Origin of the sequence: Methylomonas sp. DH-1, from assembly GCF_046097555.1 — a bacterium.
Lineage (GTDB): Bacteria > Pseudomonadota > Gammaproteobacteria > Methylococcales > Methylomonadaceae > Methylomonas > Methylomonas koyamae.
The window spans coordinates 4,813,888-4,828,031 of sequence record NZ_CP143089.1 but is presented as its reverse complement, the minus strand read 5'-3'; the positions used below and the strand labels follow the sequence as shown (position 1 = coordinate 4,828,031).

The window sequence follows — 14,144 nt, the reverse complement described above, 5'->3', positions numbered from 1 at the left end:
GGCAATGTCCGATCGATCGGTAACACTCGCATTCAGAACCGCAACGTGGCTTTGAGGTAGTAATTGCGTTCGAATTCGCTGCTCAACACCGGGTTATCCTGAGGCGGAATGAACTCCAAATGGCGATTGTCCAGCAGATTCTGCACGCCGGCGGCCAATTCCAAGTGCAGATTGGCTTGCCAGCCCAGCCTTAAATCCAACCGATGGTAAGCAGGCACGCCGTTGGCCAGCCGATCCGTGTAATACCAATGGCTGTCGAATTCCAAGCGGTAAGGCAGATTGAGGTAGGAGCTCAGATTGAAACGGTGGCGGGGGCTGTTGCCTTCGGCGATTTCCGCGGCACTGTCCAAACTTTGCGGATCTTTGTGGATGGCCATACCGAACAAGCTATAGCTGCCTTGCAGGCGCCAGAATTCCGAGGCCCGCCAATTCAGCGAAGTCTCCCAGCCATAGGTTTCGCCTTGGGCCATGTTGGCGATTTGAAAAGGCACCAGCACGCCGCCGCCGCCGGCAATCGCCGGTTGCGGTTCGGTCGTGCTCAAGCGGGCGTAATCGCTGTAAAACAGCGCGGTATCCAGATTGAAAGCGCGGTTCGGGAAAAAGCGGTAACCCAGTTCGTAACTAAGCGCCGTCTCGGACTTGAAACTGTCGCCGCCGCGGATATTGGCCGTCACGCCGGGGGTGAAGTTGTAGAGCAAATTCAGGTCGTGTTCGACCCGGGACGGTACCCGCACCGCACGGGAAACGGCGGCCCACAGGCTGTGTTGCGGATCGAGGTTCCATAACAAGCGCGCGGTCGGTTGCAGTTCGAAGCCGGTGAAATCGTTATGCTCCAGTTTGCCGCCGTAAATCAGCCGGACATCGTCGCCGAACAGCCGCCATTCGTCTTGGGCGAACATATTGAACAGGTGCAAGTCGCGTCGGTCCGGCTCGAAACTGAGCAATGCCAACTTCTGCGTTAGCTTATCGCTGTTGAAGCGGTAGCCTCCGCCCCAGGTCGGGTAATGGTTGCCCCAGCGAAAGCTGTGTTGCACGTCGAAATCGAAGGTGTTGCGGCGATGGTCCAGCCGTATTTGCTGCCGGCTGGCGTGGTCGAAATAACTGCGAATCTGCAAACGGCTGCCGTCCGCCAATGTTCGTTGCCAGCGCAACAGCAAATTGCCGCCCTGCTTCTGGGTGCGGTCAGGCATTAACGGCATTGCGGCGTCGGCGCCGGTCAAGGTTTGTTGCATGGTGCCGTTGAAATAGTCGCCTTGCAGCGTCAGGGTTTCGCGCGCGTCCGGGGTCCAGTCGCTCCTGAAGCCGGCGCGGCCCAAATCCAGGTTGTCCGCGGCCTTGCTGCCGTCGTTGAAGTGAAAGTCGTCGCGGTGGTTGTATTTGCCGTAAACCCGGTAATGCAGATTCGGATTGATTTGGCCGCCGTAACGCAACGTGCCGAACCCGGGCTCTTCCTGCGAGCTGCCTGCCGACGCCAGTGCGCCACGCGATTCCTGCGCGGTGCGGGTGACGATATTGATCACGCCGTTCACCGCATTCGAGCCCCACATCGTCGCGCCGGGGCCGCGGATGACTTCGATGCGGTCGACGTCTTCCAACGGATAGTCCTGCTCGTTCCAATACACGCCGGAATTGAACGGATCGTAAACCGTGCGGCCGTCGACCATGACCAATAGCTTGTTGGCGAATGCGCCGTTGAAACCGCGGCTACTGATGGCCCACTGGTTGGCGTCTACCCTTGCCACTTCCAGACCCGGCACCTTGCGCAGCAATTCCGGTATCGATTGCATGCCGGAACGCCGGATTTCCTCGTTGCTGATCACGTAGGCCGCCGCCGCGGCTTCTTGTAAATTTTGCTGGTTTTTCACCGCGAGCGATACGGTGGTGGCCGTGAGTTCCTGTAGGGACAAAGCTTTCAGCCGTTCCAGGGATTCGGCGTCGGCCTGTCCCGGCAGCGGTGCAGCCATGGCGGAGCATAACAGCAGTATCGAGCGTATGTATTCGAAGTTGTTAGCGGGACGCGGCATAGCCTGTAAATGTGATGAAAAGCTCAAAAGCATTTTAGACGGCGGAGGTTAAAGCGCAACCGATAGCCGGCCGGTTGCGGCTAGACCGCATACAAAACCGTCGACATTAACATGCGGGTAAGCCGCAACCTATTGCCTAATAGAACTAACTGCGCCGCTGTCGAGCCGGGCACTGCCGCGCCCTGAGGCGTCGGCTAAAGGTAACCGGGACGGCGTAACCGCGATGTGAACAGCTTTGCTGCACGCGGTGCGGACCATCGACTATCTCGCCAACCGGTTCTGGGAGGGGTTCCGGTGGCCGTTGCCGGTTTGGAACTGCGGCCCTTCGCGAGTGCTGGCGCATGTTCCGCCAGCGGCGCGTCGGCGTTGACGGTTTGGCTGACGTCGAATTCCGCTGCGGCGATTGACGGTGCTGAAGAATGGTGGACTACGCTGGTCGGTCCCGGTTCGCGGCAGGGCCAACCAATTGGATGCAGCCACGTTGCGCAGAGTTAGGCAGGAAAACCTTAGTCCTATCGAAACAGGGACCTGCGCGGGGCTAGCCAACGTGATGTGAGCGCTGGCTTAGAAACCCGCCTGAGCCGGCAGCCTATTTGATGGCCCGGATCAGTTTGATCATATCGCTACTGGCCGGATCGGTGTAGACGTTTCGAAACGGGCAGGCTTGTACGTTTTTCAGCGTTTCCCGGTTGATATTGGCGCCCAGGGTTTTGACGACCAGCGGATTCAGCAGATTCATCATAAAAGCCATGAATCGGTTGGAACTGAGTACGTGTTCCAGCAACAGAACCTGGCCGCCGGGTTTGCAGACCCGGTAAAGTTCTTTCAAACCCCGGCGCGGTTTCGGCACCGAACAGAACACAAAGCTGGCGATCACGGTATCGAAGCTGTTGTCCGCGTAATCCAGCGCCTGCACGTCCATCTGCGCCAGATCGACGGCAATTTGTTTGCGTTGGCGTTTGCGTTGCGCTTGTTCCAACATCTTCGGGCTGAAATCGATGCCGGTAATTCGGGCGCCGTCCGGATAAAACGCAAAGTTTTTACCGGTGCCGACGCCCACTTCCAAGATGTGGCCGCCGCTGGCCTGGGACCACAGTTTTTTGCGTAGCCGGCGAAACAGCAGGCCTTCCAGAATCCCTTCCAGGCTGTCGAACCACGGCGCTAGCCGGTCGTAGCGCCGCCTGATCTGCTCGCTGTCCGCGGCGGCCATGGTTACTCCTCGATCTGTTGGATGCCGTCCAGGAACCAGCGGGTTTGGCTGCTGTGTTTGGGTTTAACAAAATGCCAAACCTCGCGCACGGTCTCGGCTTGGGCGCCGTTTTCGCGGACCAGGCTCTCGAACAGCACGGCTGCTTCCAGCTCGGCACCGGCTTCGCTCACTTCGAGCAATTCGGATTTCAACGATAATATTTCAGTACGGTTGGTTTCGCCGGATGCTTGCAATTGCTGTTGGATTTCGGCGAAGACTTTATCGGTGGCCAGGCCGCGAATCTCGGCCAGATCGCGGTTGTCCCAGGCGGCTTGCAGGTAGCGGTAGGCTTTTTCGGCGCCGTTCAGGAATGCGGCCCGATCGAAACCGGCCGGGATAGCAGTGGCCGCTGCCGCCGATTGGAAGCTGCTGCCTGCGCCTGCTTTGTTCTTGCCGAACAATACGTCGGTGTCGAAACCGGCCGGACTGTTATTGCCGCCTTGGTTTTCGCGATAATACTGCGGCCCTGACTGGCCGCCAGCTTGGCCGAAAGCGCCGCTGGCTGCCGGCTGCTGGCCGGCTTTGGCCGCAAACAAGCGGTATACCAGATAAGCGATACCGGCGAACAGCAGCATGTCCATCAGATTGATGCCTTCGAAAGCGCCGCCGAAAAACAGCGAGCCTAACAAACCGCCCAAGGCTAGGCCGCCGAGCATGCCCATCAAGCCGCCGCGGCCGGCCCAATTCTGGCGCGCAGCCTGGTTTTGCGCCGCGGCCTGCTGTTGGCTGGCAGAGCGCGTGGCTTGGTTGCCGAAGTCGTTGGGTGTGGTCGAGCGTTGGTAGGGGGCGCTGTAACTGGGCCGGCTACCGAAGGATTTACCTCCGCCCATGCGTTTGGCTTGGGCTTCCTGCATGCCGCCCAGCGTCAAGGCCAGCGCAATGAATAATGTTGCCAAAATGCCGATTTTTCTGTTCATAGCTTTTCGCCTAAGTCGAGTAATGATTCCTAATATTCAGGGTAGAATCGCGGTTTTCAAGTAGAATAGCGTTTCGTACCGCCCGGTACAACCGCGGGTTTGGCCGGATACGCGAGTTCACAGACATTCCTAAAACGTAAATGGTTGCATATCTGCGTCAATTTCTGGTTGTGCTGCTGGTGCTGCTGCAAACTGCGGCGCCGTTGGTGCATGCCCACGTCGGCGGCGATACCGGCGGCTGCGGCATCCATCTGCACGGATTGGAAGGCTTGCAGAGCGATCCCGACCATGCGGAATTGCAAAGCCTCCGGCACGATATGCAACATCAAGCGGCCGTCGTCAATGTCGGCTCCGCGATCAAACTGTCATTGGATCGCGAACGGTTCAACCCGGCTCCCTTCTTGTTGCCGGCCAGCGCAGTGCCCCGACTCAAGTCCACCGTTGGCAGAGCGTACCACCCTTCCCGGACATCGCCGCCGCCGACGGCACCCATTCCCGCCGATAACGCCTCCCGCGCCCCTCCGATTTGCTGAGAGAGGGTCCCGGCGTGCGTAGCTTACACGCCTCGCCGCCCATTACCTCCTTACCGGCCGCGGCCGTTAGCGCCCGCGGGCCATACCATCGATCAATTTTTTGGAGCGAGATATGACCGGATACCGTCATATTCAATACGGATTACCTGCGCTGCTGTTAGCCGCCTTGCCTTGCGCGGCGCAAACCAATGAGGACGAAAACCGGCAGCCGCCGCAGACCGCTATGGCAGCGGACAACCTGATCGTCGCACATCTGGACCCGATCGAAACCGATCCGGCGCTGAGCCTGTCCGGATTGGTCGAACTGACTTTGGAAAAATACCCCGACCGCCTAGTTAGCGAAGCCTTGGCCCAAGAAGCCGATGCGCTGGCCGAACGCAGCGATGCCTGGGTGGCCGGATCGACCGCCTTGGCTTTGGATTATTTCGACGATCGGGTGGCGAATAATCGCGGCGCGCGCGAGATGTCGGCGACGGTGGAAGTCACGACCTGGAGCTGGGGCCAACGCGACGCCGGCCAAGCCGTGGCGGAGCGGGCCGGTTTGTCGGCGCAAAAGCAGTCGGCGGCGGTTAAATTGGAAGTGACGCGGTTGGTGCGGGAAGCCTTGTGGAATATGGAGATCGCCAATATCGGCTTGCAACAGGCGCAGAATGCGCTGTCGGTGTCGGAGCAGTTGATGAAGAAGGTCGAGCGGCGAGTCGAGCTCGGCGATTTGCCGCGCGCCGATTTGTTGCTGGCCAAGGGCGAATATTTGCAAAACCGGGCGTTGGTGACCCAGGCCGAAGCCGAAGTCATGCACAGCCGTAAGGCCTATTCCAGCCTGACTACGCTGGCGCGGGTGCCGGCCAATTATCAGGAACGGCAGAGCGAGCTGCAAAGCATTACCGCTAACCATCCGGTACTGGAAGCCGTGAACGCCGTGATCGAACGTAGACGGGCGGAGGTGGAATGGATCAAAACCACGGATCCGATCAACCAGCCGAAATTGAATATCGGCGCCAAAAGTACCCGCGATGGCCGCGACGGCCAGAATATCGAGAGTGCCGGCGTCGGCGTGGTCATGTTGTTCGGCGGCGATGCCTATAACGCGCCGGAAATCGCCAAAGCCAATTTGGAACTGAATAATGCCATGGCGCAACGCGAACATTTATACCGCCAGTTGGAAAAAAACCTGCACGAGGCGGAACATGCGTTGGAAGTAACCCGGGCCGAATTGGCGATTGCCAACGAATTGAAACAAATCGCCGAGACCCATTTGAAAATGACCGAAGTCAGTTTTTCGGCCGGCGAAATCAACCTGCTGGATTTGATCAAAATCCAGGCGCGCAGTCTGGAAGCCGTACGCAACGCCAAATTGCAGGAAGTGAAACTGCAACGCAATATCGCGTTTTACAACCAAGCGCTCGGAGTGCAGCCGTGAGAACGCCCGCCACACTAGTGTTAATGGTTGTGGCTGCCGCTGTTTCGGCTCAGGACGCGCAAATTCGAATCAGCCAGCAGCAGATCGAGAATCTGGACATCAAAACTGCCGCATTGGTCCCCAGTTCGACCGTGCCGCTATTCTACGCGCCGGGCAAAGTGGTAACGCCGGCCGACCGTGAAGTCTTGGTCAGCAGTAGCCAGCCGGGTCTAGTGACGCGGCTGGCGGCCAATGTCGGCGATACGGTGCATAAGGGTCAGGTGCTGGCCCAATTGCGCAGTCCGGAATTGGTCGGCTTGCAACAAGCTTTTCTTACCGCCACCAGCGAACTGCACTTATCCGGGCTGGAACGCAGTCGGGACCAAAAGCTGTTGCAGGAAGGGGTCATCGCCGAACGCCGGTGGCAGGAGACCCAGACCCAGCATAGCGCCAAGGCGGCGCGAGCCGACGAGGCCAGGCAATTGTTGCTGTTGGCAGGCATGTCTGCCGCCGAGATTCAAACGCTGGCGCAAAGCCGTAAGCTCGGCGATAGCTTGCAGATCCGGGCGCCAATCGACGGTGTGGTGTTGGAGCGGATGGCCAATCTGGGAGCGCGGCTGGATATCCAGGCGCCGATGTACCGCATCGCCGACTTGGCGGAATTATGGCTGGAAATCAGTATCCCTCAAGAACGCCTCAGCAACGTCAAGGTGGGCGATCGGGTGCGGCTGGAACCCGGCGACATTTCGGCGACGATCAGCCTGTTGGGGCAAAGCGTTAACGCCGATAACCAGACAGTATTGGCTCGGGCGGTGGTCGACGGCAAACCCCAAGGCTTGCGGGTCGGGCAGAACGTCAACGTGCAAATTCTGCAACCAGGCCTTCCAGGCGGCTTTAGCGTGCCGAATTCTGCGCTGTCGCAAAACGAAGGCCGCAGTTATGTTTTCGTGCGCAATGCCGACGGCTTTGCCGTGACCGAAGTCACCGTCAACGGCAAGCAAGGCAGCGACTCATTGATCAGCGGCGCGTTGGCCGGCAACGAACAAATCGCCGTCAAAGGCGCGGTGGCTTTGAAGGCCAATTGGTTGGGTTTGGGGAGCGATGAATAATGGCCTCGCTGATTCGCTTTGCGCTGACCCAGCGTCTGTTGATCTTGCTGGCTGTGCTGTTGTTATCCGGCGGCGGTTATTTTGCCCTCAAGCATATTCCGATAGACGCTTTTCCGGAGGTATCGCCGACTCAAGTTAAGATTATTGTCAAAGCCAACGGCATGACTCCGGAAGAAGTCGAAGCGCGGATCACCGCGCCGATCGAAGTGGAGTTGCTGGGGATTCCGCACCAGACCATGCTGCGCTCGTTGGCCAAATACGCCATCACCGACATCACGCTGGATTTCGAGGAAGGCACCGATATTTACTGGGCCAGGCAACAGGTAGCGGAACGCCTAAACGGGATTTGGAGCAATTTGCCGGACGGTGTACAAGGCGGCATTGCGCCGATGACGACGCCATTGGGCGAGATGTTCATGTTCGCGATCGAGGGCGGCGATTTAACCCAGATGCAGCGCCGGGAATTGTTGGATTGGACCATACGGCCGGCCTTGCGCACCGTTAAGGGTGTGGCCGACGTCAATGCGCTGGGTGGCTTGGTGCGCAGTTTCGAAGTGGTACCGGACAACGTGCGGATGGCGGCGCGTAATATCGGCATCGAGCAATTGATGGCCGCGCTGGAAAAAAACAACCGTAACGACGGTGCCGGGCGTTTGACCGAGGGCGAAGAGGCCTTAATCGTGCGGGCCGAGGGCCGCATCAAAAACGAGCAGGATGTCAAATCGATTGTTGTTGCCCAGCACCAGGGTACGCCGATTCGGGTGGAAGACGTTGCCGAGGTACGGATCGGCGCGCTGACCCGCTACGGTGCAGTCAGCAAGGACGGCAACGGCGAGGCGGTGACCGCGGTGGTGCTGAGCCTGCGCGGAGCCAATGCGCGCCAAACCATCGAACAACTCGAAACTAAACTGGCGGAACTGCAACCCAGCTTGCCGGATGGCGTGCGTTTAGACGTGTTTTATAACCGTGGTGTACTGGTCGGTAAGGCAGTCGACACGGTATCCAAAGCCTTGCTGGAAGCGATCGTGTTGGTGGTGGTGTTGCTAATCTTGTTTTTGGGCGACTTGCGGGCGGCACTGACCGTGGCGATGGCCTTGCCGATGGCGGCGCTAGTGACTTTCATCCTGATGCATGCCTTCGGGATGTCCGCTAACTTGATGAGTTTGGGCGGTCTGGCGATCGCGATCGGCATGCTGGTCGACGGCGCGGTGGTCGTTGTCGAAAACATAATCACCTTGCTGGCCGATCACCATAAGGCGGAACGATTGCCGCGCCTGCATTTGATTTACCGGGCCGCCCGCGAAGTCGCGTTGCCGGTGACTTCCGGGATTTTAATCATCGTCATCGTGTTTTTGCCGCTTTTGACCTTGCAAGGTTTGGAGGGCAAGCTGTTCGGACCGGTGGCAATGACGATCGTCTTTGCTTTGAGCGGTTCGTTGATTTTGTCTTTGACGGTGATTCCGGTCTTGGCCTCGTTGCTGATCAAACAGGTTGCGCACGAAGAGCCTTGGTTGCCGCGCAAATTATTGCAGTGGTATCAGCCTATACTGGCCTGGTGTTTGGACAACAGTAAAAAAGTCTTTGTCGGCGCCGGTGCGATGCTGGCGGCCAGTTTGCTGGTGTTCACTCAAATAGGCAGCACTTTTATGCCGACGATGGACGAAGGCGACATCATCGTGCAATTGGAAAAACTGCCGTCCATTACATTGCTCGATTCCGTGGCGTTGGACGTTCGAGTGCAGAAAAATATTCTCGAACATATCCCGGAAGTGAAAAATGTCGTGTCGCGGGTGGGTACCGATGAACTGGGTTTGGACCCTATGAGCCTAAACGATACCGACACCTTTTTGATTCTGAAACCGAAGTCTGAATGGCGGATGGACAGCAAGGAACAGTTGATCGAGGAAATCCGCAAGATCATGGACCACACGCCGGGTATCGCCTTCGGTTTTACCCAGCCTATCGAAATGCGGGTTTCGGAAATGTTGACCGGCACCCGCGGCGACGTTGCCGTCAAATTATTCGGCGCCGATCTGGACATTTTGAATCGCAAGGCCGAACAGATCGAAGCGGTATTGAAAACCATCCCCGGCGCCAGCGACGTGTTTACCCGTAAGAACGAGGGCATGCAGTTTTTGCAAGTCAGTATCGACCGCCAGGCTGCCGGACGGTTCGGTTTGGATGCCAACGGCATCGAAACCTTGTTGCGCGCCCAAATCGAAGGCGTGCAACTCGGTATCGTCCAGGAGGGCGTCAAGCGTACGCCGCTGTTGCTGCGCGGCGCCAGTAACACCGCCGACTTCGACAATCTGCAATTGACGCTGCCCGACGGCGGCCATGTACCGATTACTGCGGTGGCGAAGATTCAGCCGGTGGAAGGCGTGGTCTCTATCGACCGGGAAAAGGGCCAGCGTTTCGTCGTGATCCGCAGCAACGTCGAAGGCCGCGATTTGGTCGGTTTTGTCGACGAGGCTCGCCAAGCCGTAGCGGAACGGGTCAAATTGCCGGAAGGTTTTCACGTCGAATTCGGTGGCCAGTTCGAAAACCAGCAACGGGCGTCGGCACGCTTGAGCCTGGTGATTCCGTTATCGCTGGGGTTGATCTTCTTGTTGCTGTTTTCCACCTTCGGTTCGGTACGGCAAGCGGTGCTGGTGTTGTCTAATATTCCGTTGGCGCTGATCGGCGGCGTGTTCGGGCTATGGTTGTCCGGCGAGTACTTGTCGGTGCCGGCATCGGTGGGCTTTATCGCATTATTGGGCATCGCCGTATTGAACGGCGTGGTTATGGTCAGCTATTTCAACCAATTGTGCTTAACCGGCATGGACATTGCCCGCGTCGTCGTGGTCGGCTCCGCCCGCCGGCTCCGGCCGGTATTGATGACCGCCAGCATTGCCGCCTTCGGCTTGATCCCGCTGTTGTTCGCCTCCGGGCCGGGTTCGGAAATCCAGCGGCCGTTGGCGATTGTGGTGACCGGCGGCCTGTTGTCGTCCACCTTGCTGACTCTGATCGTGTTGCCGATACTGTACAAATTGTTCGGCCGCAGCCCGGAGCTTAGACGATGAACCGCGATGCATTTATCTTGACCGTGACGGCGCCGCCGAGTTTGGAAGACGCTTTGGTCGACTGTCTGTTGGCCTTGGATTGGCAGCAGGGTTTTTCCAGTTTTCCGGCCAATGTCCACGACCACAATGTCCAGGGCTTGTCGCTGGCGGAGCAAGTCGCCGGACACCAGCGCAAGCTCCGCTTTCAGATGTATGTGGAAAAGCAGCATATCCCGGCGTTGTTGGCTAGGTTTAAACAGGAGTTCGCCGGCTCCGGGCTGCATTACTGGCTGGTTCCGGCAATCGAACAGGGCGTTATTTAGGCATAAAGTATGCAGAATCAGGTTGGGAGTGCTACAGTTCTGTGGACACCGGTTAAACGTTGTGTAACGAGCTAATTCCCATGCCACATTAACAGTTATGAACATTTTTTTGCGCAGAATCCCCGCCAACACCCGGCATATAGAAATCTCCGAATTCGTGGCTCCCGCGCTGAACAACGGTTTTTTCAGAAAGTCCGGACGAATTGTCGATGTGGAGATTTTGGCGCTGCAAGACACCCGGGTCGGTACCATCGAATACCACGGCCTGGTAACGCTGGATTCCGATATTACCGTGCAACGCGTGGTCAAGGCTTTGAAAAATCGGCGGTTTAACGGGCGGATGGTCGTGGTCAGGCCCTATTACCATCGTAGTTGGTACAACGATCCCCGCCAAAACCAGACCGAAGTACCCGCCGATATTGCCGACAGACGCAAAGGCGACCGCCGCCGCGGCCGATATCTGCAAGTCATCAAAAACGCGTCCGATCGGTTTAATAGCGAAGATGACTTTTTCAAGTCGGTCAACCACCAACAGTTCTCGATATCGTTTATCGTCCCGCCGGATTTGGAAGCGGCGATGATGGAGTGCTTAGCGGGGTTCGAGTTGGACCAGGACAGTTACGGCGAGCACCGGATGACCAAGTTCCTGACGGCTGCGGATGCCAACGAACAGCAAACCGCGCGTTTCCAAATCTACGCCGAAAAAATGGCGATATCGGCGCTGCTGGAAAGGCTGAAACAGGAGTTTTCCGGCTCGGGCATCCATTATTGGATCATGCCGGTAATCGAGAAAGGCGAGATTTAGAGCGGCAGCCGGATCAGGTGGGAGCGGGCGGCCAGTTTAAGCAGCGGTTTGGCAAATTCGGCGCAATGCCGGCCTGAATGAGGCGGACCAAAGCCGCGGGTTACGGGCAGTGGTCCGGTTCGTTCGAATAAGAGAACGGGTTTATTTTTCCAACAGTGCGAATTTGCCGGGTTTGCCGTTCCACTCGTCGGCGTCGGGCAGCGCATCTTTCACTTCGGTGATCAACGGCCAGACTTTGGCCAATTCCGCATTCAATGCCGCAAAGTGTTCTTGGCCTTCCGGCAATTCGTCTTCGGCATGGATAGCGTTCGCCGGACATTCCGGTTCGCACAGCGTGCAGTCGATGCACTCGTCCGGGTCGATGACCAGGAAGTTGGGCCCCTCGTGAAAGCAGTCCACCGGACAAACGTCGACGCAGTCGGTGAATTTGCATTTAATGCAGTTTTCGGTAATTACAAAAGCCATAATGTTCTTCCAAGGTTAGGTACTGGAACAAGTTTCCGTACGTGGCGGAAACTTTATGGTTGAAAATAAGCCTGTTATCGAGCAGTCGGCTCGCGAGCCGGAACGCGAAATCGAACCGGAGGCGATAAGCCCCCGGTTCCGGACAATTTACTTGTCCTTATTTTTGTTGCGTTCGTTGACTTCTTTGATGACTTCGTCCGCGACGTTTTTCGGACAAGGTGCGTAATGCGAGAACTCCATCGAGAACTGGCCGCGGCCGGACGTCATGGTGCGCAAGTCGCCGATGTAACCGAACATGTCGCTCAGCGGCACGTCGGCTTTGATGCGGACGCCGGTGACGCCTGGATCTTGCGATTTGATCATGCCACGGCGGCGGTTCAAGTCGCCGATCACGTCGCCGACATGAGCTTCCGGTGTGAAGACGTCGACTTTCATGATCGGTTCCAACAATTGCGGCGCGCCTTTTGGAATCGATTGACGATACGCAGCGCGGGCGGCGATTTCAAACGCAATCGATGACGAGTCGACCGCGTGGAAGGCACCGTCGGTCAAGTTGACTTTGAAATCCAAGCAAGGGAAGCCTGCCAATACACCTTTGTCGATACTGGCTTTGAAACCTTTCTCGACCGCCGGCCAGTATTCGCGAGGTACGTTACCGCCGACCACGCTGGATTCGAACTGGAAGCCGCTGCCGGGTTCGCCCGGCTCGATGATGTAGTTGATTTTCGCGTATTGGCCTGAACCGCCGGATTGTTTTTTGTGGACGTATTCGTCTTCGACGCGCTTGGTGATGGTCTCGCGGTAAGCAACCTGAGGTTTGCCGACGTTGACCTCGACGCCGTGGGTCCGTTTCAGGATGTCCACTTTGATATCCAAATGCAACTCGCCCATACCTTTAATGATGGTTTCGCCGGATTCTTGGTCGGTTTCGACGCGGAAGGACGGATCTTCTTGAACCATTTTGCCCAGGGCGATACCCATTTTTTCGTTGCTGCCTTTGTCTTTCGGCGCAATGGCGATCGAGATAACGGGGTCCGGGAATACCATCGGCTCCAATGTGGCCGGTTTGTCCGGATCGCACAGGGTGTGGCCGGTTTGGACGTTTTTCAAACCGATCAACGCCACGATGTCGCCGGCTTGAGCGGTTTCGATCTCGTTACGGTCGTTGGCGTGCATTTCCACCATCCGGCCCACACGTTCGGTTTTGCCGGTGTAAGTGTTCAATACCGAGTCGCCTTTTTTCAGCTTGCCGGAATAAATACGGACGAAGTTTAGGGCGCCAAAACGGTCGTCCATGATTTTGAAAACCAGTGCGCGGAACGGACGTTCCGGATCGACAATCGCGTGTTCGCCGGTTGGCACGCCTTCGATGTCGGTTTCAGGCTGCGGATTGACTTCGGTAGGATTCGGCAGGTATTCGACGACGCCGTCCAGCACCAATTGCACGCCTTTGTTTTTGAAGGATGAACCGCAATAGGTCGGGAAGAAGTCCATCGCGATGGTGCCCTTGCGGATGCAGTGCTTGATTTCTTCGATGGTAGGCTCTTCGCCTTCCAGATATTTCTCCATGATCTCGTCGTCTTGGTCCGCGACTGAATCGATCAGTTTCGCGCGCCATTCTTCGACTTGCTCGACCATGTCGGCAGGTACGTCTTGGATTTCGTACTTCAACGGGTCGCCGGAGTTGTCCCAGACCCAGGCTTTACGGGTCAGCAGGTCGACTACGCCGACAAAATTTTCTTCTTCGCCAATAGGCAAGGTCATGACAACCGGTTTCGCGCCCAGCACGTCTTCGACTTGTTTGACGACGCGGTAGAAATTTGCACCCAGTCTGTCCAGCTTGTTGACGTAGATTAGACGAGAGACTTTGGAGTCGTTCGCATAGCGCCAGTTGGTTTCGGATTGTGGTTCAACGCCGCCGGAACCGCAGAATACGCCGATACCGCCGTCCAATACTTTCAAGGAACGATAAACTTCGATAGTAAAGTCAACGTGGCCCGGGGTGTCGATGATGTTGAAGCGGTGTGGTTCAAATTGCTTGGTGCTGCCGGCCCAAGAACAGGTGGTGGCCGCCGACTGAATGGTGATGCCGCGTTCGGCTTCCTGAGCCATGAAGTCCATGGTTGATTCGCCTTCGTGAACTTCACCGATTTTGTGGATTTTTCCGGTCAGCTTCAAAATCCGCTCGGTGGTAGTGGTTTTACCGGCATCGACGTGCGCGAAGATACCGATGTTTCTGTAAAGCGATAGATCAGTCATGGTTGTACTCTAAAATTGAA

Annotated in this window: 11 protein-coding genes; 6 read left to right on the top strand and 5 right to left on the bottom strand. The window is 57.2% G+C overall.

Going from position 1 to position 14,144, the window contains the following annotated elements:
- Positions 1-32: 32 nt before the first annotated feature.
- The 3 genes from VXJ35_RS22030 to VXJ35_RS22020 all read right to left on the bottom strand — a co-directional run bounded on the left by VXJ35_RS22030 (position 33) and on the right by VXJ35_RS22020 (position 4,190).
- Positions 33-1,964 (bottom strand): TonB-dependent siderophore receptor, encoded by a 1,932-nt coding sequence (locus VXJ35_RS22030; protein WP_197495922.1) that lies wholly within the window; start codon positions 1,962-1,964, stop codon positions 33-35.
- A gap of 649 nt (positions 1,965-2,613) precedes the next feature.
- On the bottom strand, positions 2,614-3,234 hold the full coding sequence (locus VXJ35_RS22025; protein ID WP_064023198.1) for a class I SAM-dependent methyltransferase: 621 nt from the start codon (positions 3,232-3,234) through the stop codon (positions 2,614-2,616).
- Positions 3,235-3,236: 2 nt separating this feature from the next.
- The gene (locus tag VXJ35_RS22020; RefSeq protein ID WP_064023197.1) at positions 3,237-4,190 is read right to left on the bottom strand and encodes a Tim44 domain-containing protein; all 954 of its coding nucleotides are present in this window, start codon (positions 4,188-4,190) and stop codon (positions 3,237-3,239) included.
- A 140-nt stretch (positions 4,191-4,330) separates the two neighbouring features.
- Here VXJ35_RS22020 and VXJ35_RS22015 point away from each other — a divergent pair, with 140 nt between their 5' ends.
- The 6 genes from VXJ35_RS22015 to VXJ35_RS21990 all read left to right on the top strand — a co-directional run bounded on the left by VXJ35_RS22015 (position 4,331) and on the right by VXJ35_RS21990 (position 11,400).
- Complete coding sequence (locus tag VXJ35_RS22015) at positions 4,331-4,723, top strand: hypothetical protein (protein ID WP_064023196.1); 393 nt, start codon at positions 4,331-4,333, stop codon at positions 4,721-4,723.
- 112 nt (positions 4,724-4,835) lie between these two features.
- Complete coding sequence (locus tag VXJ35_RS22010; RefSeq protein WP_064023195.1) at positions 4,836-6,143, top strand: TolC family protein; 1,308 nt, start codon at positions 4,836-4,838, stop codon at positions 6,141-6,143.
- A 23-nt stretch (positions 6,144-6,166) separates the two neighbouring features.
- Positions 6,167-7,231 (top strand): efflux RND transporter periplasmic adaptor subunit, encoded by a 1,065-nt coding sequence (locus tag VXJ35_RS22005; protein WP_064023194.1) that lies wholly within the window; start codon positions 6,167-6,169, stop codon positions 7,229-7,231.
- On the top strand, positions 7,231-10,293 hold the full coding sequence (locus VXJ35_RS22000) for an efflux RND transporter permease subunit (protein ID WP_064023193.1): 3,063 nt from the start codon (positions 7,231-7,233) through the stop codon (positions 10,291-10,293). The genes VXJ35_RS22005 and VXJ35_RS22000 overlap by 1 nt, the downstream gene beginning before the upstream one ends.
- Positions 10,290-10,595: a DUF3240 family protein gene (locus VXJ35_RS21995; RefSeq protein WP_054760695.1), complete on the top strand. Its 306-nt coding sequence runs from the start codon at positions 10,290-10,292 to the stop codon at positions 10,593-10,595. Before VXJ35_RS22000 ends, VXJ35_RS21995 begins: the two co-directional genes overlap by 4 nt.
- Positions 10,596-10,704: 109 nt before the next feature.
- Complete coding sequence (locus VXJ35_RS21990) at positions 10,705-11,400, top strand: DUF3240 family protein (protein WP_231914809.1); 696 nt, start codon at positions 10,705-10,707, stop codon at positions 11,398-11,400.
- A gap of 141 nt (positions 11,401-11,541) precedes the next feature.
- On the opposite strand, the gene fdxA is transcribed toward VXJ35_RS21990, so the two are convergent.
- Positions 11,542-11,865 (bottom strand): ferredoxin FdxA, encoded by a 324-nt coding sequence (gene fdxA, locus VXJ35_RS21985; RefSeq protein WP_054760699.1) that lies wholly within the window; start codon positions 11,863-11,865, stop codon positions 11,542-11,544.
- Between the two features lie 147 nt (positions 11,866-12,012).
- A complete protein-coding gene (fusA, locus tag VXJ35_RS21980) occupies positions 12,013-14,124 on the bottom strand; it encodes an elongation factor G (RefSeq protein WP_064023192.1) in 2,112 nt (703 codons plus the stop codon).
- Between the last annotated feature and the right edge of the window lie 20 nt (positions 14,125-14,144).